Origin of the sequence: Nitrospirillum karajorum (genome assembly GCF_036348415.1) — a bacterium.
In the GTDB taxonomy this organism is placed as follows: domain Bacteria; phylum Pseudomonadota; class Alphaproteobacteria; order Azospirillales; family Azospirillaceae; genus Nitrospirillum; species Nitrospirillum amazonense_B.
Map to the genome: position 1 here is coordinate 1566305 of NZ_JAZBQB010000001.1, position 20751 is coordinate 1587055.

The window sequence follows — 20751 nt, forward strand, 5'->3', positions numbered from 1 at the left end:
GGCCTTGACCTGTGGAGACATGAATGTCCGACCTGTTGATCCGGCGGCTGTTGCCGCCGCTGATGGCGTGCGCCCTTTTGGCCGGTTGCGGCGGCATAGAGCCGGCGCCGTACCGCGATATCGCCTCGGCCCGCTATCTGCGGCCCGATCCGGCCGACGAAACCGGCCGCTTCCCCTATCGCTATGCGACACCCGTCGATTGGCGGACCTACACCAGGGTCATCGTCGACCCGGTGGCGATCTATTACGGCATCGATAGCCAGTTCGGGGACATGGATGAAAAGGACAAGGTGGAGTTGGCCGACTATATGCAGGCCCAATTCCGGGAGCGGCTGGCCACCCGGTTTCAAATCACCGGGACCCCGGCACCCGGCACCTTGCGCATCCATCTGACCCTGACCGGCGCCACCACGACGCCCGCCGTCATCGGCCCCTTCAGCCATTTCGATCTGGCCGGCGGGCTGTACAATGGGGTCCAGGCCATCCGGGGACGCGAGGGCATGATCAGCGGCGCCGTCGTCTACGCCGTTGAAATCCACGATGCCGCCAGCGGCAAGCTGCTGTCCGCCTACATCACCAAGCAATATCCCGGGGCTATGAACATCGGCGCCAGCTTTGGGTCGCTGGGGGCGGCGAAGACCGGCATCGACAAGGGCGCGGACGTCCTGTTGGACCAGTTGAGGCCGGATGCCTGACTGGCGGCCGGTGCCGAATGCCGGCATCGGTGGGAAGCGCCTTCCGGGGTCAGGCCCCGTAACCGCCGTCTATGGTCAGGACCGTGCCTGTGACGAAGGAGGCGTCGGGACTGGCCAGGAAGACGATGCCGGCGGCCACTTCCTCCGGGCGGCCATAGCGGCCGAAGGCGTTTTCCGCCGTCTGCACGGTGGCGAAGGGGCCCATGGCGGGGTTCAGGTCGGTGTCGATGGACCCGGGCTGCACCACGTTCACGGTGATGCCGCGCCGCGCCAGGTCACGGGCGGCCCCTTTGCAATAGCCGGCCACCGCCGCCTTGGCGGCGGTGTAGTCGGCCAGGCTGGGGAAGCCCACCCGGGACGCCACGCTGGCGCCCACGGTGATGATGCGGCCATCGTCCGCCAATACCCGTGAGGCGGCGCGGATGGCGGCGACCACCCCGGTCAGGTTCACGGCGTATTGCAGGGTCAGCGCCTCGATATCGCAATCGGGGTCGTCCACGTCGCCGGTGGCGAACATGCCGGCGTTGTTCACCAGGATGTCGAGGCGGCCGAACTGCGCGGCCACCCGGCGGACTAGACCATCGACCTGGTGTGGATCGGCCTGATCGGCTTTGAAGGCGGCGGCGCGGCCACCTCGGGACTGCACGTCCCGCACCACGGCGTCGGCCAGCGCCGAGGAGGTCAGGTAACTGATCGCGACGTCCGCCCCCTGGCCGGCCAAGGCCCGCGCGGTGGCGGCCCCGATGCCCCGCGACCCACCGGTGACCAGGGCCACTTTGCCCGCCAATTTCTTTGTCATGACTATCGTTTCCGGGAAGAACCGAGGCGCAGGGTGCCGCCGTTCCTGAACCCCCGCTTGTACATTTCACCCTCGATTTTAAATTGCGTGCGGTATCGCACCTGCCAATAGCTGGTTTTTGCGCCGGACCGGGCGTTAAGGTGGGGCCGGAATGTTGGAATGCGACGGGGGCGGGGATGCGCGTGGCGATGATTGGCCTGGGGGATATCGCCCGGAAGGCCTACTTGCCGGTATTGGGTATGCGGCGGGACCTGACCCTGTCCCTGATGTCGCGGGACTCGGACAAGGTTCGGGCCCTTGCCGCAGATTGGCGCGTCGCCCATGCCCACACCAACCTAGATGACCTGTTGCGCGATGGCCTGGACGCCGCGTTTGTCCATGCCGCCACCGCCGCGCATGAGGAACTGGTTACCCGCCTGCTGACGGCCGGCATCCCCACCTATGTCGACAAGCCCCTGGCGGATACCGCCGAGGCGTCCGAACGGCTGGTGGACCTGGCGGAGGCGCGGGGCGTCAGCCTGATGGTCGGGTTCAACCGCCGCCACGCCCCGGCCTATGCCGCGCTGGCGGCGGCGCCGCGCGACTTGGTGTTGATGCAAAAGCACCGGGTGGATCTGGCCGACACCCCGCGCACCGTGGTGTTCGACGATTTCATCCATGTGGTGGATACGCTGCGCTTCCTCCTGCCGGCGCCGGTGCGCGACCTGCGGGTGGATGCTCGGGTGGTGGACGGGCTGCTGCACCATGTGGTGCTGACATTAGCGGGCGGCGCTGGCGCCAGCGCCTGCACCGCCATCGGCACCATGAACCGCGTCGCCGGTGTGAATGAGGAGGTGCTGGAGGTTTCGGGCATGGACCACCATGGCCAGGCCCTGCGCCATCGCGTCGTCGACATGGCGGACATCCACATCGCCGAGGCCGGCACCCATATCAGCACCCGCCGGGGCGATTGGACGCCGGTGTCCGACCAGCGCGGCATCCATCAGGCGGTGGAGTATTTCCTGGCGGCGCTGCGCGCCGGCCGCACGCTGAGCGCCCGCGACGCGCTGGAAACCCACCGCCTGTGCGAGACGGTGGTATGCCAGATTCAGACGGCGGGCTGAGTCCTCACCGTCAAGCGCAGGAAGCTGGCGATGCTGGCCGCCCCGGCGGCGAAGGCGCCCAGCCACAGCGCCAGGATGGCGCCATAGGTCAGGTCGTGGTTGGCCAGCAGGCCGAAACAGGCGGCGGTCAGGGCGGCGCCGGTCGACTGGCCCATCAGCCGCGCGGTGGCGACGATGCCGCTGGCCCCGCCGCTGCGGTGCAGGGGGGCGCTGCTCATCAGGGCCTTCAGGTTGGGTGACTGGAAAAAGCCGAAGCCGGCGCCGCAGACGCCCAGCCGCCAGGCGATATCCAGGCTGGACGGGTTGGCCGGCATCGTCGCGGTGAGCACCATACCCAGGCAGAGCATCGCCAGGCCCAGGCCGCCCAGAATACCGGCAGGATAGCGATCGGACAGCTTACCGGCGATGGGCGCCATCACCGCCACCACCACCGACCACGGGGTGATCAGCAGGCCGGTTTCCACCGCCGACCGGCCCATGACCGATTGGAACAGGAAGGGCAGGGCGACGAAGGCCAGTCCCTGGGCGACGAAGGTGCAGACCGACGTCAGCGCCGACAGGGCGAAGACCCGGTTACGGAACAGGTCCACGGCCAGCATGGGTGCTGGATGCCCCCGCTGGCGCCGCAGCAGCAGGACACCGCAGAGGGCAGCCCCCGCCGCCTCGGCCGCCACCCGGGGCCAGGCGGCCGCGTGCGCCACCTCCCCCATCGCCAGCACCAGCAGGGAGAACAGGCCCGCCGTCAGCACGGCCGCGATCCAGTCAAAGCGGTGACCCAGCGGCGGAATGGTGGGCAGGGTCACGATACCCAGGCCCAGGGCCAACAGGCAGAAGGGCACGTTGACCAGGAACAGCCAATGCCATGTCGCCACCGACAGGATGGTCGAGGTGACGGTGGGCCCGATGGCGAAGGAGATGGCGACCGCCAGGGCATTGCGCCCGAATCCCCGGCCCATGATGCGGCTGGGGTAGATGTGCCGGATCAGGGCGATGTTGACGCTCATCAACGCGGCGGCGCCCAGCCCCTGCACCACGCGCGCCAATTCCAGCAGCGTCAGGGACGGGGCCAGGCCGCAGGCCAGCGACGACACGGCGAACAGCATCAGGCCCGCCAGATAGACCCGCTTCTGTCCCAGCAGGTCGCCCAGCGAGGCCAGCGGCAGCACGGCGGCAGCCACCGCGAGTTGATAGGCATTCACCACCCACACCGAATCGGCGGCGGTGGTCTTGAGGTCCGCGGCGATGGTGGGCAGGGCGGTGTTGGCGATGGCGGTGTCCAGCGTCGCCATGCCGACGGCCGTGAGGATGGCGGCCATGGCCCAGAACCGGGGCCTGTCGGGCAACCCATCGGCGGGGGCTGCTGGTGGGGCGTCCATCACGTCTGCGGTCATCAGCCTATCCCTGCCGGGGTGCCCTGCCTGGCACTTCCCTTGATCATTTTGGGATAGTCGAAGTTGGCCCCGGGCAGGCACGACGAAAGCGCTGGCGTGCCATGCCAGCGCTTTCGCGTTCAGCGCTTCGGGGCGCCTTTGGCACAAGCGTATGGGATCAGATCGGGTAGGGGGATTCGGCGCCGGCCAGCATGACCTCCACGGCGGCCACGGCGGCCACGGCATGGCCCACCAGGCGGGGCTGGATCTGGGTGGGGAAGACCTCGGGCCCGATGATGCCCACCCCGATGGGCTTCATGAACTCCAGCTGCATGGTGACCAGGGCGTCGCTGACCGACTGGCCCATGACGCGGCCGTGCGCGGTTTCGCCATGCTCGATGATGCCCAGCACCACCACCGCGTCGACATCATCGCGCAGCAGCAGGCGCTTGGTGGCCAACGGCTTTTCGTAAGATCCCGGCACGCGCACCACCGCGCGCAGGTCCATGTCGCGTTCCTTGATGGCCCCGGCGGCGGCGGCCAGCATCGTCTCGCATTCGTTCTTGTGGAAGGAGCCGACGACGATGGCGACTCCGCTTTTCTTGGACACGGGAATGGTACTCCTGAGATGGGGGCCGGGGTGGGCACGCTGAGAGCGTCCCCTTGGCTGCCGCCGCAGTATGGCGAAAAGCGGTGGCGGCGGGAAGACGGGCGGCCTTACGCGCCGGCCGGCCGGCGGAACACCACCACCTTGGTGGTCATCAGCTGCACCACCTCGTCCCGCTGGTTGTGGGTTTCGGTGCGGATGGTGACCATCCCCCGGTCAGGGCGGGAGCGGGAGGGCCGCACCTCCAGGATTTCGCAATGGGCTTGCAGCGTGTCGCCGGGGCGGGTGGGGGTGGGCCAGCTCATCTCCACGCCTGCGCCGATGACGCCGCCGGCGATGGGCAGGCCGTCCACCATCAACCGCATGGTGGTGGCCGCCGTATGCCAGCCGCTGGCCGCCAGCCCGCCAAAGAAGCTGGTGGCGGCGGCCTCTTCATCCAGGTGGAAGGGTTGTGGGTCGAACTGCGCCGCGAACGCCTTGATCGCGTCAGCATCCAGCGTGCGGGCGCCGGTCACATGGCGTTGGCCCGGTTGCAGGTCGTCCAGGTACAGCTTACCGGGCTGGGACAGGATGGCCGCCGTTTCGGACATGGGTGGTGCGCTCCCCTGGCAGGATATGGCGTGGTTTATCACTTGCATAATGAAAGTAACGGAACCTAGATGGTGTCGTTGCTTTCATTATGAAAGCAACATAGGGACGAGCATCATGCAGCACAACAGCTTTGGCGATTTGCAGTGCCCCATCGCGCGCAGCCTGGAGCGCGTGGGGGAATGCTGGAACATCCTCATCCTGCGCGAGGCCTTCCTGGGTGCCCAGCGGTTTGACGAGTTTCACAAGAAATTGGGCATCGCGCCCAATATGCTGAGCCGCCGCCTGCGTGCCATGGTCGCGCACGGCTTGCTGGAAAAGCGGCCCTACAGCACGCGGCCCGTGCGCCATGAATACCTGCTGACCCAGGCGGGGCGGGACTTCCGCCCCGTGTTGTGGGCGCTCATGGCTTGGGGCAACCGGTATTTCGCCCCCGAGGGCCCCGCCGTGCATGTGGTGAACAGCGCCACCGGCGTGCCGGCCGATCCCCTGCTCATCGACCGGGCCAGCGGCCAGCCCTTGGCGTTCCCCGCGTTCCGTGTCGTGGCCGGTCCCGCCGCCGACAGCCACACCCTGGCGGTCCACCCCGTCTGGCCGGCCACCACGCCAGCGCCCGCCCCGGTTCCGGGTACCGAGCCGCAGATCCAGCCCGCCGACACCGATGCCCATCCGCGTGTGCCGGCGCTTGAAGGATGCCCCCATGACCAGCCAGACCTATGAGCAAAAGGACGGCTTTCCAGCCGGCGCGCCGGTGAAGCCGCGGCGCCTGGGCCGCGCGCTTCTCCTGTCCGCCCTGGGGGCGGCCCTGGGCGTCGCTGCTGCGGCCTATGGTTATGACTGGTGGACCAGCGGGCGCTTTATCGAAAGCACGGACGACGCCTATGTCGGCGGCGACGTCACCGTCATCGCGCCCAAGGTGTCCGGCTTCATCGCCCAGGTGGCGGTGACCGACAACCAGGCGGTGCATGCCGGCGACCTGCTGCTGACGCTGGATGACCGCGACTATCGCGCCGCCCTTGCCCGGGCCGTGGCGGCGGTGCAGGCGCAGGAGGCGACGCTGGCCAATTTGGAGGCGCAGCGGCGCCTGCAGCAGGCGGTCATCAGCCAGGCGATCGCCGGCGTGGGGGCCGCCAAGGCCGAGAGCGACCGCGCCAAGTACGACCAGGACCGTTACCGCGCGCTGTCGGCCACGGCCGCCGCCTCCATCCAGGCCTTCGAGAAGGCGGATGCCGCCTACAAGCAGGCGGTGGCGAACGGTGAGAAGGCGACGGCGACCCTGCAGGCGGCCGAGCGCCAGATCGACGTCATCGATACCCAGAAGCGCCAGGCGGAGGCCGCGCTGGCCGGCGCCATCGCCGACCGCGACACCGCAGAACTGAACCTCAGCTACACCGAACTGCGCTCCCCCATCGATGGGACGGTGGGCAACCGCAGCGCCCGGCCGGGCGCCTACGCCACGGTGGGCGCCCAGTTGATCGCCATCGTGCCGGCGCGGGGCCTGTGGGTGGACGCCAATTTCAAGGAAAGCCAGATCGCGGGCCTGAAGGCCGGTCAGCCGGTGTCGGTGGTGGCGGATGTGCTGCCGGGGCGCGAGTTCCGGGGCCATGTGGCCAGCCTGGCGCCCGCCACGGGCGCGCAGTTCAGCGTGCTGCCGCCGGAGAACGCCACCGGCAACTTCACCAAGATCGTGCAGCGGGTCCCGGTCCGCATCCTGTTGGAGGGCGAAGGCGGCCTGCTGGGTAGCCTGAGGCCCGGCCTGTCGGTCACCGCCGCCATCAACACCAAGGACGGCGCGGGTTCCCGGGGCAAGGCGGTCGCCGCAGCCGGGAAGACGGTGCCGTGACGGCCCTCCCGCAAACAGCCGGCCCGCAAAGGAAGGAGCTTTCCCCCGGGGCAAGATCGTCGCCTTCGCCATCATGTGCGTGGGCATGTTCATCGCGCTGCTGGACATCCAGATCGTCTCCGCCTCGCTGCGCGACATCGGCGGCGGGCTGTCGGCCGGCACGGATGAGACGGCCTGGGTCCAGACCAGCTATCTGATCGCCGAGATCATCGTCATCCCCCTGTCCGGTTGGCTGGCGCGGGTCATGTCCACCCGCTGGCTGTTCGCCGTCTCCGCCGCCGGTTTCACCCTGACCAGCCTGCTGTGCGGCTGGGCCTGGGACATTCAGAGCATGATCGTCTTCCGGGCGCTGCAAGGCTTCCTGGGCGCCTCCATGATCCCCATGGTCTTCACCTCCGCCTTCGCCTTCTTCGCCGGCCCACGGGTGGTGGTGGCCGCCGCCACGGTGGGGGCCCTGTCGTCCCTGGCGCCCACCCTGGGCCCGACGGTGGGCGGATGGATCACCGACCATTATTCCTGGCATTGGCTGTTCTTCATCAATCTGGTGCCGGGCCTGTTCGTAACCATCGCCGTGCCGCTGATGGTGCGCATCGATGAGCCCGACTGGTCATTGCTGAAGGGGGCCGATTATCCCGGCATGCTGCTGATGGCCATTGCCCTGGGCTGCCTGGAATACACGTTGGAGGAGGGGCCCCGCTGGGACTGGTTCGATGACGACACCATCCGCCTGACGGCCTGGATCTCGGCCATCGCCGGCGTTGCCTTCATCGTGCGCAGCCTGACCTACGCCCAGCCGGTGGTGGATCTGCGGGCGCTGAAAAGCCGCAACTTCGCCCTGGGCTGCCTGTTCTCCTTCATCACCGGCATCGGCATCTTCGCCACCATCTACCTGACGCCGCTGTTCCTGGGCCGGGTGCGGGGATTTAGTGCCCTGGACATCGGCCTCACCGTGTTCTCCACCGGCCTGTTCCAGGTCAGCGCCATCCCGCTCTACACCATCCTGGCCAGGCGCGTGGACCTGCGCTGGCTGATGATGGTGGGATTGGCCGGCTTCGCCCTCAGCATGTGGAACTTCACCCCCATCACCCATGATTGGGGGTGGCGGGAATTGCTGTTGCCTCAGGCTTTCCGCGGTTTCTCCCAGCAGTTCGCGGTGGCGCCCATCGTCACCCTGACCCTGGGCGGCCTGCCGCCGGCGCGGCTGAAGCAGGCGTCGGGCCTGTTCAACCTCATGCGCAACCTGGGGGGTGCGATCGGCATCGCCGTGTGCGGCACCATCCTGAACGACCGCACCAACCTGCATTTCCTGCGCCTGGCCGAACATTTGACCCCTGCCAGCGCGCCTCTGCGCGCCCTGCTGGCCAAGGTAGGGGCATCCGACGGGGCGAGCCTGGGCGGCGATGTGCTGCGGGGGCAGGGCGCGGCGTTGAAGCAGCTGTGGACCCTGGCCTACCGCGAGGCGCAGACCATGGCCTATGCCGACGCCTTCCTGGTCATCATGGTGTGCTTCATCATCGCCACGCTGCTGGCGCCGGCGATGCGCAAGGTGGCGCCGCCCCGGGGGCCATCCGCTGACGCGCATTGAAGGCGGAACAACCGGGGCCTGACCTTCTCCGGTCAGCCGGCTTGGTGACCGGCTTCCATCAGGGTGGGCCGCGACGCCGACGGCGGTGTCAAGCCCAGCCGTGCGGCGACACCGGCGCCATAGGCGGGGTCGGTGCGGCCGAAATGGGCCAACTGCCGCTGTTGCAGGGCCACCGGCATCCCCTGCATGCTTGCCGCCACGTCGTCCATGAGGATGGCGCGTTGCGCCGGGCTCAACAGGCGGAACAAGGCGTTCATGCTGGCCATGGTGCGGGCTCCTTCACTCGTCGTGTCGTACGCGGCCGGGGCCATCGGGTCGTTGGCGGCCGTGGCGGGGGAGGCCGCCGCCTGGCCCGGCACTGATTCAACGCGGCCGCAGGTGATGCAGAACAGGGCGGGATAGCGGGCCATTCTCGTCATCTCCTTCAAGGCTGGGCGGCACGATGGGCAGCATGACCGACGCGGGCTCACCTGGCTTGTACGGCACGGTGACCTTTTGTCCGTCTGTGTGGCGACATTGGGCCGCGTCGGCGCGCCCTGGAAGATCCGCTTAGAGCGACAGCGTCAGGGCCGGCTGCACCTGCTGGGCGAAGGCGATCAGCTCGGGCGCCGGCATGGGGCGGGCGTAGACAAAGCCCTGGATGTGCCGCACGCCCATTTCGCCCAGGCGGTCGCGCGTCTCCCAATCCTCCACCCCTTCCGCCACCAGCGACAACCCCAGATCCTGGGCGATGGCCACGCTGGCCCGCACGATGGCATCGGCGCGTGGATCATCGCGCAAGGTGCGGATGAAACTTTGGTCCAGCTTGATTCCGGTGAACGGAATGCGGTGCAGGACGCTGAGCGAGGCATAGCCGGTGCCGAAATCGTCCAGGTACACGGCCATGCCCGCCTGGCGCAGCGTGGCCACCGCCCTGTCGACCACATCGAAATGAACAATCGACTGGGTTTCCGTCAGTTCCACCCGGATGGCGCCGTGGGGCACGCCGTGCTGGTCGCACAGCGCGATCAGATGGTCCACCAGGTCGCTGGCCTCCAGATCCTCCACCGACAGGTTGATGGAAATGGGGATGTCCAGGTCATGCTCCGCGCGCCAGGCGGCGGCGGTGCGCACCGCGTGCTCAATGATGCCCTTGGTCAGCAGACGGATCAGCCCGCCCCGTTCCGCCAGCCCGATGAACTGGCCGGGGGACAACAGGGTGCCGTCGGCCTTGATCCAGCGCGCCAACGCTTCCACCGCCACCACCTGGCCGGTGCCGGCGTCCACCACCGGCTGGAAGTAGGGCTGGATCTCGCCACGCGCCACGGCGTGGGGCAGGCTGCGCAGGATGCGCCGCTCATCCGCCGAGAAACGGGTGTGGGGGATCAGGGTCCAGATGCGGCGTGCCAGATGGAGGGCCAGGCCGGCGATGGCCAGCAGGGCCAACAGGCTCAGCATCTCTCCCCGCGCCATGCTGAGGCCGGTGGCGGCCGCCACCACGTCGCGCAGCCCATCCCAGGTGAGAACCGCCAGCAGCACCACCAGGACCGCCGCGCTGGTCAACAGGTTGAACACACCACCGTCGCGCCGGGTGGGGAAGAGCGGGGACAAGACCATGGGCGCGCTCGTTCAAGTAGAAGCGGTTGTTAAATCTTATCCTGGACGGCGCGCTTCGTCTGTGACAGGCGTCGCTGGTTGCGCCCGACGCACGTATCGCTTTGCCAACCCCGTTTCGGTGTTGGGCTGGCGGCCTTGCGTCCTGTCATCATCCTGAGATGCGCGTCGATTATCGTCCGGCCGTTTTCTTGGCCGACCAACCGTCGGTCAGGGTGCCCAGAAAGGCGATGATGTCTTGAATCTCGCGTGCGTTCAGCGCCGGCGCATCGCCCGGCCGCCGGCCGAAGGGCGGTTCCTGGTTGACCGCCTCGGCCACCCCGCCGTGGGCGGCGGCGGCGATGTCGTCAAACTTCATGACGCTGCCGCCGGCGCCGCGCGGATACCATTTGCCCGGATCGCTGTCGCGCTCCGCATAGAATTCCATCACCTGGCGCAGGGTATGGAAGACGCCGTTGTGCATGAACACCTGGCGCAGCGCCACGTTGCGCAGGGTGGGGGTGCGGAAGCGGCCGCAATAGTCGGTGACGCCGGTGAAGTCGGTGCGCAAGGGGCCGCACAGGCCCTGGTCGAAATAGGTCGGGTCGGTGTTGGCTGGAATGTCCCGGTTGCGGGGCACACCCAGGGCGATCAGGCCATAGTCGGTGAAGTGCGGCGGGGTGCCGTCCAGCCCCGGCCGGCTGACATGGCAACTGGCGCAATTGCCCCGGGCCGGGTCCTCGAACGCCACCAGCCCGCGCGTCTCCTCCTCAGTCAGCGCCGCCTTGCCCGCCAGATAGGCGTCGTACTTGCTGGTGTAGGGGTGGAACAGCGATCCGTCCTGCTGGAACACGTCCAGCGCGCGCAATGCCAGGTCCACCAAATCCCCGTGCTCGCCGCCGGGGGTGACGGCCGCCCTCAGCGGGGCGGCGTAGCCTGCCTTTTCCAGGCGGGCGGCCAAATCGGCCGGGTCGGTGTTCCCCATCTCGAACGGGCTGAACAGGGGCATGCGGGCCTGTTCCCGCTGGCCGTCCACCCGGCCATCCCAGGTCAGGCCGCCGGTGGGGCCGTTGTCGACGCTCTCATCCCCTTCATCTTCCGAGGTGCGGTAGTGCTGGGCGAAGGGGGGACGTCCTGCAGGTACATCAGCGATGGCACGGCGCGCAGGCCGGGCGTATGGCCATCGGCGCCGCCCAGGCGCACCGCCGCCCCATCCGGCGGGCCGAAGGCATGCGCCGGATCGTGGCAATTGGCGCAGGCCAGTATGCCGCTGGCCGACAGGCGCGGGTCGAAGAACAGTTGCCGCCCCACCTCCGCCAGGGCCGCCGCCTGCCGTCGCGCCTCCTCCCGGCTCAGCCCCTGTGCCGTGGCCGTCGCGGGCGTCAGGCCCGCCGTGCCGGCCAGCCAAATTGCCGCGCCAAGCCCAAGGGCGCGGCGCCAGGGGATGCGTTTTTCCACGCGTCCGTATAAGACCGTCATCAAAAGCGAGACAACGAAGAAGGGGAACATCATGGCAGTGGAAATGGGGGCAGTGGACATGGGTCGGAGCGGTGGCTTGCGTCTGGGTGTGGCCGCGGTGGCCTTGGCCGCCGGGATCATGGCAGGGTTTGGTGACCGGGCGATGGCAGCGGCCCCCACCACCGGTTCCGAGGCCGCCAGCCTTGACGCCGACCTGGCCAAGATCAAGACCGTGGTCGTGATCTACGCGGAAAACCGCGGCTTCGACAACCTGTATGGCTCCTTCCCCGGCGCCAACGGCATCGCCAACGCGCCGCAGGACAGCCTGGCGCAGCGCGATCGTGACGGGACGGTGCTCAAGGAATTGCCGCCCATCTGGAAGGGCCTCACCGCCCGCGGCGTGACGCCGGAGGTGACGCAGGCCCAGACGGAGCACCTGCCCAACCAGCCCCTCGCCATCGACGATCCCAAGGGCTTCAACCAGGGGCAGGGCGTCATCACCCGCGACCTGGTGCATCGCTTCTATGAAAACCAGATGCAGATCGATGGCGGCAAGAACGACAAGTTCGTCGCCTATGCCGATTCCGGCGCGCTGGTCATGGGCCACTATGACGGAACCAAGCAGGCGATGTGGAAGCTGGCGCAGCAATACACGCTGGCCGACAACTTCTTCATGGGCGGCTTCGGTGGTTCCTTCTTCAACCACTTCATCCTGATTTGCTCCTGCGCGCCCTACTACCCCAATGCCGACCAGGGGCCGGCCAAGGAGTCGATCTCGGTGGTGGAGCCTGACCGCGTCACCCTGACCCAGGCGCCGAACTCGCCCAAGTCGGCGCTGCAGGGCCCGCCGAAGTTCGTGAACAGCGGCAATCTGACGCCCGACTTCTATGCCGTGAACACCATGCAGCCGCCCTACCAGCCCAGTGCCAACAAGCCGGCGCCGGGCGGTGACCCGCGGTTCGCCGACCCGTCCGACCCCACCACGCTGCCACCACAGACCATGCCCAACATCGGTGACCTGCTGAGCCGGAAGAAGATCGGCTGGGCCTGGTACAGCGGCGCCTGGCAGGAGACGCTGGACCACGGCAACGCGGCGCCGGTGCCCAACTTCCAGTACCACCACCAGCCCTTCAACTATTTCGCCGACATGGCCCCGGGCACGGCGGCGCGCAAGGAACACCTGCGCGACGGCGGGCTGGCGGGCAAGGCCTTCATCAAGGACATCGACGCCGGCAAGCTGCCCGCCGTCACCTTCTACAAGCCCCAGGGCAACCTGACCCAGCATTCGGGCTATGCCGATGTGCAGTCGGGTGACGCCCACATCGCCGATGTGATCGAACACCTGCGCAAGTCGCCGCAGTGGAAGAACATGCTGGTGGTGGTGACCTACGACGAGAACGGCGGCTACTGGGACCACGCGGCCCCGCCCAAGGCCGACCGCTGGGGCCCCGGCACCCGCATCCCGGCCATCATCATCTCGCCCTTCGCCAAGAAGGGCTATGTCGACCACACCTTCTACGACACCACCTCCATCCTGCGCTTCATCACCCGCCGCTTTGACCTGCCGAAGCTGGAAGGCATCAAGCAGCGCGACGCCGCCCTGGCTGCCAACGGCAGCCCGGCCCTGGGCGACCTGACGGGTGCCTTGGACTTCGCCCGGAAGTAAGCGGGCGGGATGGTTCAGGCTTGAGCGGAACGGGCGTCGGCGACGGCGCCCGTTTTCGATTCATGCCCTCTGCCGCTTCTCAGGCCCTCTGCCGCTTCAGAACGCGTACTTCATCGTCAGGCTCAGCACCGGGTACCAGCTGTAGTCTTTCACGTCGTCGCGCAGTTCCTGGCGTTCGGCGTCCAGGCGGTTTTGAAAGTCGGGGGTGGTGGTGACGGGGCCGGTGGCGTCGAGGGAGGCTTTGGGCGTCCCGTGGTACATGGCACCCAGGTCGATGCCGAAGCGCCAGTGGTCGGCGACCGCGCCCTCATAGCCCACGCCGACATAAGGGGCGAAGCGGTTGAAGGCGATCTTGCCGTTCAGGCTGCCGACCTCGCTGGCGGTGTAGGTCATGCCGTGGATGGTGTAGGTGGCGTTCCGCGGCGTCCCCTTCAGGTCGACTTCGTTCAGGTTCAGGCGTGCGCCGGCGGTCAAGCGCCAGCCGCCGCCGAAGGGATGCAGGTCCGCCAGCAGGCCGAAGGATTCCAGCGTGGCGTCGCCGTCATAGCGCACGTCGCGCACCGTGTGGTTGGCGGAGAAGGCGAAGCCGTTGGCGTTCAGCCGCAGGCCGAAACGGTCGTCGAAACGGGCGCCGATCTCTGCGCCCAAGCCCAGGGTGCTGACCACCGGGCCGGCGCTCAGCTGGAGGCCGTCCGCCGTCTGGGCCTGCGCGGACAAGACGGCAACCTGCGCCATGACGCCCCCCAGGGCCGCGGTCAGGGTGAGGCGGGCATTGCGGCGGATGGGCATCGGTAGGCGCTCCGGTTACCAGGTGGGTATCGTCCCAGCCGGGACGGCCACGGCCGGACGTCATCAAGGCCGTGGGGCGGTTCCTTTACGTCAAGGGACGGGCCGTCCGCTACGGTCATGCTGCGCTTAAATGGGGCCGGCCTTGTTCCGGTTCCCGGCGGATTCGGATGACCCTCTTCGGTTGGTCAGTGACGCCGCCGTGGCGAGGCCCGCCTTGACAGAAGGGCGCGCGGGTTTTGATCTGGCCGATGTTTCATCGCCGACCTGTTGGATGCCCGCCCATGCCGCTGCTACGGACACTGCCCCTGGTCCTGTTGGACGCGGAAACCTATTCCCGCCTCTGGTCCCTGCTGGATGAGGGGGAGCGGGCGCGGGCCAACCGTTTCATGTTCGAGGCCAACCGGCGGGAATATGTGGCGGCCCACGGCCTCGTGCGCCTATGGCTGGGCCGTCTGGTGGGGCGGCCGCCAGCGGCGCTGGCCTTCACCCCGGTCACAGTGCAGGGCAAGCCGGGCCTGGTGGATGGGCCACCGGGCCTGGACTTCAACCTGTCGCACACCGAGGGCCTGGTGGCCTGCGTCGTGACGCTGCAGCCGGGCTGCCGCGTGGGGGTGGATGTGGAGCCGGGCGGCCGCCACATCGGAGCCGACGTGGCGACGGCCATGTTCGCGGCGGAGGAACTGGCCTGGCTGGACGCCCGCCCCGCCGGCCGCTCGGGGCCGGACATGGTGAGCGTGTGGACCTTGAAGGAGGCCTACATCAAGGCCTTGGGTATGGGCCTGTCGTTGCCGACCGACAGCTTCGCCATCCAGCCGGATATGCCGCGCCTGATCCGCGACGACGGTTCCCTGCCGGTGGGCCAGGGCTGCCGGCTATGGACGCGCGACCTGGCCAGTGGCCACAAGGCGGCGGTGGCTTTGATGGGGCCCGAGGACCGCCTTGCCACCGATTTGACGGTGGAGGAGGGGCTGGCCGACCTGTAGCTGACGTCGGGGCAAGCACCCTGACGGACAAGCTTGTCGGTTGTATGACATGGCCTACCCTGGCGCGGACATGGCAGCAATTCGGGGCACCCCGAGCGATTTCCCTTGTACCTGGGAGCGGTCACAGCCACTTATGCGGTCTTAAGGAATGGATGAGCCTCATCCGTTCCCATGCCGGGCCGCTGGGCCTGGCGGTATCCCCCGGGTGGCGCGTAGCGGTGGCGGCCAAATCGCCCCTGTGCACCCAGGGCATGCTGACCCTTTCGACACCACGCCTGCCGGCACGCGCCCGGGCAAGGGCTTGACCGCGATTTCGCAGCCGCGCACCTGACCGCAGCCGGCGCGTCGCCCTGGGATTCTACGACATTGACCGCTTTCGATACCCTTTCGCTGCGTCCTGAGATTCAGGCCGCTTTGGCCCAGCTGGGCCATCATACCGCCACCCCCATCCAGGCGCGGGCCATTCCCCATGCGCTGGAGGGCCGCGACATCCTGGGCATCGCCCAGACCGGCACCGGCAAGACCGCCGCCTTCACCCTGCCCATCCTGCAGCGCCTGGGCGCCGCCCCGTCGGCCCTGCCGCTGCGCATGCCCCGCGCCCTGATCCTGACGCCGACGCGTGAGCTGGCGGTGCAGATCGGCGAGAGCATCACCAACTACGGCACCGGCCTGAAGCTCAGCCACACCGTCATCCTGGGCGGCGTCGGCCAGGGTAACCAGGTCAAGGCGCTGGCCGCCGGCATCGACATCGTGGTCGCCACCCCCGGCCGCCTGCTGGACCTGATGACCCAGGGCCATGTGCGCCTGGACAAGGTCGAGGTGCTGGTGCTGGACGAGGCCGACCGCATGCTGGACATGGGCTTCATCCACAGCCTGAAGAAGATCATGGCCAAGCTGCCGGCCAACCGGCAGACGCTGTTCTTCTCCGCCACCATGCCGGGCGACGTGTCGGAGCTGGCGAACAAGATGCTGCGCGATCCGCTGCGCGTGGAGGTGACGCCCGTCTCCACCACCGCCGAGCGCATCGACCAGAAGGTCATCTTCGTGCCGGCGCCGGAAAAGCGCCACGTGCTGGTCGACCTGATCCGGCGGGATACCGGCATGCAGCGCAGCATCGTCTTCACCCGCACCAAGCACGGCGCCAACCGCGTCTCCGCGCAGTTGGAGCAGGCGGGCATCGAGGCCGCCGCCATCCATGGCAACAAGTCGCAGAACGCCCGGCAGAAGGCGCTGGACGGCTTCCGCGCCGGCACCGTGCGCGTGCTGGTGGCGACCGACATCGCGGCGCGCGGCATCGACGTCGATGGCGTCACTCATGTCGTGAACTTCGACCTGCCCAACGAGCCGGAAACCTACGTCCATCGCATCGGCCGCACCGCCCGCGCCGGCGCCTCCGGCGTCGCCGTGTCGCTGTGCACGGCCGATGGGGAGGAGCGCGGCTACCTGCGCGACATCGAGAAGCTGATCCGCAAGTCCATTCCCGTGGGTGAGCGGCCGGAGGCTACGCCCCAGGCCGCCGCCGCCCCGGTGAGCCGCCCGCCGCTGCCGGCCCGCCCGGCGCGCAACGGTGGCAATCCGGGCCGTGGGCAGCGCCAGGGCGCGCGGGCTTCCGACGGTCAGGCGGAAGGACGTTCGTCCGTCCGTAATGATGGCCCGCGTCCCGCCCGTCCGGACGGTGGCCGTCCGCAGCAGGCCCGCCCGGCCCAGCCCCAGGGGCCGCGTCCCGCCCAGGCGGGCCCGCGCCCCGAGGGCCGTCCGCAGGCCGCGCGTCCGGCTCAGCCGCAAGGCGCCCGTCCCGCCGCCGCCCACCCCACCGCCCGGCCCACCCCCCGGCCCCAGGCCCCGCGTCCCGCCCAGGACGGTGGCCGCGGTACCCCGTTCTCCAGCTTCGTTGCGGCATTGAACGCGAACGAAGACCAGCAGCAGCCGACGCGTGAGGGCCGCGACCGTCCCCGCCGCCGCCGCTGAGCCGCGGGTCGTTTCGAAGTGTGATGGTTTTTTAGGAAGAGGAGGTCCCCATGGGCCGCAGCAGCAAGCCGAAATCCAAGTCCGTCAACGAATTCGTCCTGTTCGATGTCCTCTATGACGATGGGTCGCGGTCGTCCAACCGCCGCGTTCCGTCCTCCGAACTGGGCGGCCTGGATGGTGACGAACCGGCGCGCGCCATCATCGAGGCGCAGGACCGCGAAATCGCCCTCATGTCCGGCAGCCCGCGCGGCCGCATCAAGTCGCTGACGCGCTCACCCGTCCGTTGAGCCGTCCGTTGGCTCGGCGCTGATCCGTCCGGGTCGGCGCCCCGTATAGAAAAGCGCCCCGTGACTTGATCCCGGGGCGCTTTTTCTTTGAAACGGGGGAAGGGATAGCCTATGGGCCCGGTGCTGCGTCATGCCGCGATTTATGCGGCCACCCTCATCACCTTCGTCTCCTTGGATGCCGTCTGGCTGACCCGCATGATCGGGTTCTATCGCCAGGTCATGGGCGACATGGTGGCAGACCAGCCACGCGTCGGGCCGGCGGCGCTTTTCTATCTGCTGATGGGCGCCGGCATTGTTTTCTTCGCTGTCGAGCCGGCGACCCGCACGGACTCCCCCCTGGTCCAGGCGCTGGTGCGGGGCGCGCTTTTCGGCCTGCTCACCTATGGCACCTATGACCTGACCAACCACGCCACCCTGCGGCTGTGGTCCGCGCGGCTGACGGCACTGGACATGGCCTGGGGGGCGGTCCTGACCGCCCTGGCGGCCACGGCCGGCTGCGCCGTCGCCCTCTATTTCAGCAGGAAGCCGTAATAGCGGCCCCCGGCCGTCCGGTTGACGCTCTGGCCGGGGGTATAGTCGAAGGTGTCGTCCAGGGTCAGCCGGGTGAAAACCGGCTTGCCCACCATATCCAGATGCGCCAGATCCGCGATCTCATAGTGGACATGCACCTTGCCATTCGCCAAGGACACCATCGCCACATCGCCGCCGATGCACACTTGGTCGTTGAACTTGGGGCGGACGTAATAGGTGTCGCGGCCATCGGCCAGCACCATGGATTCGACGCGGCGCACGTCCACCGGCGTCAGTGGCAATTCGATGCGATAGAAGGATAGCACGTCGGTCCCGGTGGGGCGGGTGGTGTGCAGGTCCAAGGTGCAGGCGGCTTGCAGCATCTTCTGGTCCGGGCCGGGGCCCATCGGGTCCTCGCCGGAGCAGCCTGCCAGCGCCAAGCTGGCACCCAGGCCCAAGACGGGCATAATCCTAAGCCAAGCGCGCATGCCATCCCCCTTTGCGACCCTTCCCAAGCTATTGGACAGAGCGCCGGGGGATGGTCAAGGGGCTAATCCGTGTCCGGCCGCCGCGGCGGCAGGGGGAAGAAGGCGCTGGTGCGCCGGCAATAGGCGGCGAAGGCGGCCCCGCGCGACCGGGCCATGTGCGCCTCCAGCGGGGGAATGCCGGAGACGTGGACCAGCAGGCCGTACATCATGGCCGGCCCGATGAACGCCAGCCAACCCCAGGCCCAGGGTCCGTCGGCGGACGGCACCAGGGCGAAGCAGGGATAGGCCAGCCAGATGACCCATTCAAAGAAATAATTCGGGTGGCGCGACCATCGCCAAAGGCCGACATCGCAAATACGCCCCTGGGCGTTGGGGGCATGGGTGTCGGCGCCGTGGCGGAAACGGGTCAATTGGGCGTCGGCGATCCCTTCGCCGGCGATCCCCGCAAGCAGCACCAGGGTCCCCACCACATCCAGGACACCAAGGCCAGGTGCGGGATTGCGCGCCGCGACGTAGACCGTGACGGCCAGCAGCGCCGCGGCCACCGCCTGGCTTTGCAGGAACCAGAACAGGCGGGACGGCGCCCGTGCCTCCCAGGTGCGCATCAATTCCGCGTAACGTGGATCATCGCCGGCGCCCCGGGTGCGCAGCGCGATGTGGCCGGCCAGTCGCGCAGACCATAACCCCACCAGCGTGGCGACCAGAACTTGCCGGGCGCTGGTCGGCAGGTCACCCACCGGGATCAGGGCGGCGCATAGACCGCCCGCACCCACGGTGAAGGACCAGGTGGCGTCCACCCAACCGGATTGCCGCGTCAGCCGCTGCACCGCCCAGGCGAGCGCCATGAGGGCGCATTGGCCCAGTGCGATGGCCAGCAGCAGCGCCAGGGGTGTCACCGGCTAAAGTCCCACCAGGGGCTGGACCAGGCGGCCCAGCAGGCTGTGGATACGCAGCCGGCCGCGCACGGCGATCAGGCACAGGCAGTCGCTGCCCGGATCGGCCAGGGGCTGATGTTCGGCGGCCGCGTCCATCGCCGCCATGTCGCCGGAGGCGAACCGTCCAAAGACGTCGCTGAAGGCGCCGTCGATGACACAGGTGTACTCCATCCCGCGATGGCCGTGCGTGGGGATGGCCATGCCGGCGCCCACGCGGAACAGCATGACCTTGTAATCCTCGGCGGGGTCCATCCGCACGGCGCGACCCCGTATGCCCGGGGCGACGAAGCGCCAGGGGCCCAACGCGCGCGCGCGCAGGGCGGGCGGCAGCGCCATGTCGGCCTTGGGCTCCGCCTTCGGACGCTGCTTTGCCGCCGGGAGTGGCACATCCAGCCGTGCCAGAGCGCGTTCCAGCGCATCATCCGCCAGGACCTCCGGCCGCTGGCTGTTCAGCAGCGCGCCGCCCACCGCTTCCCAGGCGTGAACCTGGCGGCGGCACACGGGGCAGAAGTCCAGGTGCGTGGCCACCACCAAGGCGGGGCCACCGGGCAGGGTCCCGGCCGCGTACCGCATCAGCAGGTCCGCATCGGGGTGATGGGTGGGCAGGGGGATGGACGGTGGTTTGCTCATGGCGGTGATCATGGCTTGACCCCCACCGGATCAATCAAGCCGCGCAGGCGGGCCATGGCCAGCCTTAGGCGCGATTTGACCGTCCCCAGGGGGATGCCCAGACGGCGGGCGATATCGGGATGGGGCGCGTCTTCGAAAAAGGAAAGTCGCACGACTGCCAATTGATCCGGCGGCAGGGTATCCAGCGTGGCCCGCAGGCGGTCGGCGATCTCCGCCGCGGACAACACCTCGTCCGCCTGCTCCGGCTCCGCCGGGGTCAGGCTTTCCTGGGCCAGCGCCGCCTCCGCCGCGCGGCTGCGGCGAGCGGCGTCAATGCGCAGATTGCGGGCGATGGTGAATATCCAGGTGGCGGCGCGGGCGCGGGCCGGGTCGAAAATGGCGGCCTTGCGCCAGACGGTCAGCATGGCCTCCTGGGCCAGCTCCTCCGCCTCCATCGCCGGCAATCCCGTGGTCATCAAGTAACTTTTAATGCGTGGCGCGTAGTGTCGGAACAGGGCGGAGTAGGCGGCGCGGTCGCCCTGCGTGGCGATGGCCCGCAGGTGCCGCGCGTGGACATCCTCCAGCACCACGGTGCCAGCCGCCGGGGCGGCCGCCGGACCTGCGTCCGGCAGGCCCGTGTCACCGCCGCCGGTCAAGCGGATGTCTCCGGCGCGACCGTCTGCAGGGCGGCCATCTCCGGGCAAAGTCCAGGGCGTGCCCGGTCGGCCAGCTGACGGCCGGCGGCGCGGGAAGGAGTTGCGAAGGGTGCGAGCGTCATGCATGCCACTCTATACGAACCACGGCCGGTTCGGATCAGTCCTTTATCAACTGATCCGCTATCGCCCGCGGCGCGTATAGGAACGGCAAACATTAACTGCCGGATGTGCGGGAGGAAT

The 20751-nt window shown here is 68.6% G+C and carries 24 protein-coding genes; 11 read left to right on the plus strand and 13 right to left on the minus strand.

The genetic code is table 11. From position 1 onward, the window contains the following. Positions 1–23: 23 nt before the first annotated feature. A complete protein-coding gene (locus UCD39_RS06830; RefSeq protein WP_330495294.1) occupies positions 24–695 on the plus strand; it encodes a DUF3313 domain-containing protein in 672 nt (223 codons plus the stop codon). 49 nt (positions 696–744) lie between these two features. On the opposite strand, the gene UCD39_RS06835 is transcribed toward UCD39_RS06830, so the two are convergent. After that, entirely contained in the window at positions 745–1494 is a 750-nt protein-coding gene (locus UCD39_RS06835) for an SDR family NAD(P)-dependent oxidoreductase (RefSeq protein WP_330495295.1), read from the minus strand. Positions 1495–1670: 176 nt separating this feature from the next. On the opposite strand from UCD39_RS06835, the gene UCD39_RS06840 reads away from it, so the two are divergent. After that, complete coding sequence (locus UCD39_RS06840) at positions 1671–2597, plus strand: Gfo/Idh/MocA family protein (protein WP_330495296.1); 927 nt, start codon at positions 1671–1673, stop codon at positions 2595–2597. On the opposite strand, the gene UCD39_RS06845 is transcribed toward UCD39_RS06840, so the two are convergent. The 3 genes from UCD39_RS06845 to UCD39_RS06855 all read right to left on the minus strand — a co-directional run bounded on the left by UCD39_RS06845 (position 2582) and on the right by UCD39_RS06855 (position 5164). Further along, the gene (locus UCD39_RS06845) at positions 2582–3988 is read right to left on the minus strand and encodes an MFS transporter (RefSeq protein ID WP_330495297.1); all 1407 of its coding nucleotides are present in this window, start codon (positions 3986–3988) and stop codon (positions 2582–2584) included. The genes UCD39_RS06840 and UCD39_RS06845 overlap by 16 nt on opposite strands. 157 nt (positions 3989–4145) lie before the next feature. Then, positions 4146–4577 (minus strand): 6,7-dimethyl-8-ribityllumazine synthase, encoded by a 432-nt coding sequence (locus UCD39_RS06850; protein WP_330495298.1) that lies wholly within the window; start codon positions 4575–4577, stop codon positions 4146–4148. 107 nt (positions 4578–4684) lie between these two features. Next, a complete protein-coding gene (locus tag UCD39_RS06855; protein ID WP_330495299.1) occupies positions 4685–5164 on the minus strand; it encodes a MaoC family dehydratase in 480 nt (159 codons plus the stop codon). A 115-nt stretch (positions 5165–5279) separates the two neighbouring features. On the opposite strand from UCD39_RS06855, the gene UCD39_RS06860 reads away from it, so the two are divergent. From UCD39_RS06860 to UCD39_RS06870, 3 genes are read left to right on the plus strand one after another with little or no spacing between them, the layout of a single operon-like run. After that, positions 5280–5882: a winged helix-turn-helix transcriptional regulator gene (locus UCD39_RS06860; RefSeq protein WP_330495300.1), complete on the plus strand. Its 603-nt coding sequence runs from the start codon at positions 5280–5282 to the stop codon at positions 5880–5882. Further along, positions 5863–7005 carry an HlyD family secretion protein gene (locus UCD39_RS06865; RefSeq protein WP_330495301.1) on the plus strand — a complete coding sequence of 381 codons (1143 nt, stop codon included), beginning with the start codon at positions 5863–5865 and terminating at the stop codon, positions 7003–7005. The genes UCD39_RS06860 and UCD39_RS06865 overlap by 20 nt, the downstream gene beginning before the upstream one ends. Before the next feature lie 55 nt (positions 7006–7060). Next, a complete protein-coding gene (locus tag UCD39_RS06870; RefSeq protein ID WP_442943596.1) occupies positions 7061–8590 on the plus strand; it encodes a DHA2 family efflux MFS transporter permease subunit in 1530 nt (509 codons plus the stop codon). A 32-nt stretch (positions 8591–8622) separates the two neighbouring features. Here the strand turns inward: UCD39_RS06870 and UCD39_RS06875 are convergent, their stop codons facing one another. The 4 genes from UCD39_RS06875 to UCD39_RS06890 all read right to left on the minus strand — a co-directional run bounded on the left by UCD39_RS06875 (position 8623) and on the right by UCD39_RS06890 (position 11641). Then, positions 8623–9000 carry a catalase-related domain-containing protein gene (locus tag UCD39_RS06875; RefSeq protein ID WP_330495302.1) on the minus strand — a complete coding sequence of 126 codons (378 nt, stop codon included), beginning with the start codon at positions 8998–9000 and terminating at the stop codon, positions 8623–8625. A gap of 139 nt (positions 9001–9139) precedes the next feature. Next, the gene (locus UCD39_RS06880) at positions 9140–10186 is read right to left on the minus strand and encodes an EAL domain-containing protein (RefSeq protein WP_330495303.1); all 1047 of its coding nucleotides are present in this window, start codon (positions 10184–10186) and stop codon (positions 9140–9142) included. Positions 10187–10355: 169 nt separating this feature from the next. Further along, positions 10356–11198, minus strand: coding sequence for a cytochrome-c peroxidase (locus UCD39_RS06885; RefSeq protein ID WP_330495304.1), 843 nt, complete (start codon positions 11196–11198; stop codon positions 10356–10358). A gap of 14 nt (positions 11199–11212) precedes the next feature. Continuing rightward, positions 11213–11641, minus strand: coding sequence for a cytochrome c peroxidase (locus tag UCD39_RS06890; RefSeq protein WP_330495305.1), 429 nt, complete (start codon positions 11639–11641; stop codon positions 11213–11215). A gap of 58 nt (positions 11642–11699) precedes the next feature. On the opposite strand from UCD39_RS06890, the gene UCD39_RS06895 reads away from it, so the two are divergent. Beyond that, positions 11700–13286, plus strand: a complete 1587-nt coding sequence (locus UCD39_RS06895) for an acid phosphatase (protein WP_330495306.1) — start codon at positions 11700–11702, stop codon at positions 13284–13286. A 96-nt stretch (positions 13287–13382) separates the two neighbouring features. Here UCD39_RS06895 and UCD39_RS06900 read toward each other — a convergent pair whose 3' ends face one another. Then, the gene (locus tag UCD39_RS06900; RefSeq protein ID WP_330495307.1) at positions 13383–14075 is read right to left on the minus strand and encodes a hypothetical protein; all 693 of its coding nucleotides are present in this window, start codon (positions 14073–14075) and stop codon (positions 13383–13385) included. Positions 14076–14356: 281 nt separating this feature from the next. On the opposite strand from UCD39_RS06900, the gene UCD39_RS06905 reads away from it, so the two are divergent. The 5 genes from UCD39_RS06905 (at position 14357) to UCD39_RS06925 (ending at position 17844) form a co-directional block, all read left to right on the plus strand. Beyond that, the gene (locus UCD39_RS06905; RefSeq protein ID WP_330495308.1) at positions 14357–15058 is read left to right on the plus strand and encodes a 4'-phosphopantetheinyl transferase family protein; all 702 of its coding nucleotides are present in this window, start codon (positions 14357–14359) and stop codon (positions 15056–15058) included. Positions 15059–15210: 152 nt separating this feature from the next. Next, positions 15211–15363, plus strand: a complete 153-nt coding sequence (locus tag UCD39_RS06910; RefSeq protein WP_330495310.1) for a hypothetical protein — start codon at positions 15211–15213, stop codon at positions 15361–15363. 61 nt (positions 15364–15424) lie between these two features. Continuing rightward, the gene (locus UCD39_RS06915) at positions 15425–17026 is read left to right on the plus strand and encodes a DEAD/DEAH box helicase (RefSeq protein ID WP_330495311.1); all 1602 of its coding nucleotides are present in this window, start codon (positions 15425–15427) and stop codon (positions 17024–17026) included. A gap of 50 nt (positions 17027–17076) precedes the next feature. After that, on the plus strand, positions 17077–17313 hold the full coding sequence (locus UCD39_RS06920; protein ID WP_145729376.1) for a hypothetical protein: 237 nt from the start codon (positions 17077–17079) through the stop codon (positions 17311–17313). A gap of 111 nt (positions 17314–17424) precedes the next feature. Beyond that, entirely contained in the window at positions 17425–17844 is a 420-nt protein-coding gene (locus UCD39_RS06925; RefSeq protein ID WP_330495312.1) for a DUF2177 family protein, read from the plus strand. Here UCD39_RS06925 and UCD39_RS06930 read toward each other — a convergent pair. From UCD39_RS06930 to UCD39_RS06945, 4 genes are all read right to left on the minus strand, one after another. Next, positions 17823–18290, minus strand: a complete 468-nt coding sequence (locus tag UCD39_RS06930) for a hypothetical protein (protein ID WP_330495313.1) — start codon at positions 18288–18290, stop codon at positions 17823–17825. The two genes, UCD39_RS06925 and UCD39_RS06930, sit on opposite strands and share 22 nt — an antisense overlap. An 83-nt stretch (positions 18291–18373) precedes the next feature. Then, positions 18374–19207 carry a DUF1295 domain-containing protein gene (locus UCD39_RS06935; RefSeq protein ID WP_330495314.1) on the minus strand — a complete coding sequence of 278 codons (834 nt, stop codon included), beginning with the start codon at positions 19205–19207 and terminating at the stop codon, positions 18374–18376. Between the two features lie 3 nt (positions 19208–19210). Next, entirely contained in the window at positions 19211–19876 is a 666-nt protein-coding gene (locus tag UCD39_RS06940; protein ID WP_330495315.1) for a ChrR family anti-sigma-E factor, read from the minus strand. Positions 19877–19884: 8 nt separating this feature from the next. Beyond that, a complete protein-coding gene (locus tag UCD39_RS06945; protein WP_330495316.1) occupies positions 19885–20511 on the minus strand; it encodes a sigma-70 family RNA polymerase sigma factor in 627 nt (208 codons plus the stop codon). Positions 20512–20751 lie beyond the last annotated feature (240 nt).

Bases quoted from the DNA above. Each gene is read 5' to 3' on its own strand.
- UCD39_RS06830 (WP_330495294.1), top strand. From the start codon at position 24: ATGTCCGACCTGTTGATCCGGCGGCTGTTGCCGCCGCTGATGGCGTGC.
- UCD39_RS06835 (WP_330495295.1), bottom strand. From the start codon at position 1,494: ATGACAAAGAAATTGGCGGGCAAAGTGGCCCTGGTCACCGGTGGGTCG.
- UCD39_RS06840 (WP_330495296.1), top strand. From the start codon at position 1,671: ATGCGCGTGGCGATGATTGGCCTGGGGGATATCGCCCGGAAGGCCTAC.
- UCD39_RS06845 (WP_330495297.1), bottom strand. From the start codon at position 3,988: ATGACCGCAGACGTGATGGACGCCCCACCAGCAGCCCCCGCCGATGGG.
- UCD39_RS06855 (WP_330495299.1), bottom strand. From the start codon at position 5,164: ATGTCCGAAACGGCGGCCATCCTGTCCCAGCCCGGTAAGCTGTACCTG.
- UCD39_RS06860 (WP_330495300.1), top strand. From the start codon at position 5,280: ATGCAGCACAACAGCTTTGGCGATTTGCAGTGCCCCATCGCGCGCAGC.
- UCD39_RS06865 (WP_330495301.1), top strand. From the start codon at position 5,863: ATGACCAGCCAGACCTATGAGCAAAAGGACGGCTTTCCAGCCGGCGCG.
- UCD39_RS06875 (WP_330495302.1), bottom strand. From the start codon at position 9,000: ATGGCCCGCTATCCCGCCCTGTTCTGCATCACCTGCGGCCGCGTTGAA.
- UCD39_RS06880 (WP_330495303.1), bottom strand. From the start codon at position 10,186: ATGGTCTTGTCCCCGCTCTTCCCCACCCGGCGCGACGGTGGTGTGTTC.
- UCD39_RS06890 (WP_330495305.1), bottom strand. From the start codon at position 11,641: ATGACGGTCTTATACGGACGCGTGGAAAAACGCATCCCCTGGCGCCGC.
- UCD39_RS06895 (WP_330495306.1), top strand. From the start codon at position 11,700: ATGGGTCGGAGCGGTGGCTTGCGTCTGGGTGTGGCCGCGGTGGCCTTG.
- UCD39_RS06900 (WP_330495307.1), bottom strand. From the start codon at position 14,075: ATGCCCATCCGCCGCAATGCCCGCCTCACCCTGACCGCGGCCCTGGGG.
- UCD39_RS06905 (WP_330495308.1), top strand. From the start codon at position 14,357: ATGCCGCTGCTACGGACACTGCCCCTGGTCCTGTTGGACGCGGAAACC.
- UCD39_RS06910 (WP_330495310.1), top strand. From the start codon at position 15,211: ATGAGCCTCATCCGTTCCCATGCCGGGCCGCTGGGCCTGGCGGTATCC.
- UCD39_RS06920 (WP_145729376.1), top strand. From the start codon at position 17,077: ATGGGCCGCAGCAGCAAGCCGAAATCCAAGTCCGTCAACGAATTCGTC.
- UCD39_RS06925 (WP_330495312.1), top strand. From the start codon at position 17,425: ATGGGCCCGGTGCTGCGTCATGCCGCGATTTATGCGGCCACCCTCATC.
- UCD39_RS06930 (WP_330495313.1), bottom strand. From the start codon at position 18,290: ATGCCCGTCTTGGGCCTGGGTGCCAGCTTGGCGCTGGCAGGCTGCTCC.
- UCD39_RS06940 (WP_330495315.1), bottom strand. From the start codon at position 19,876: ATGAGCAAACCACCGTCCATCCCCCTGCCCACCCATCACCCCGATGCG.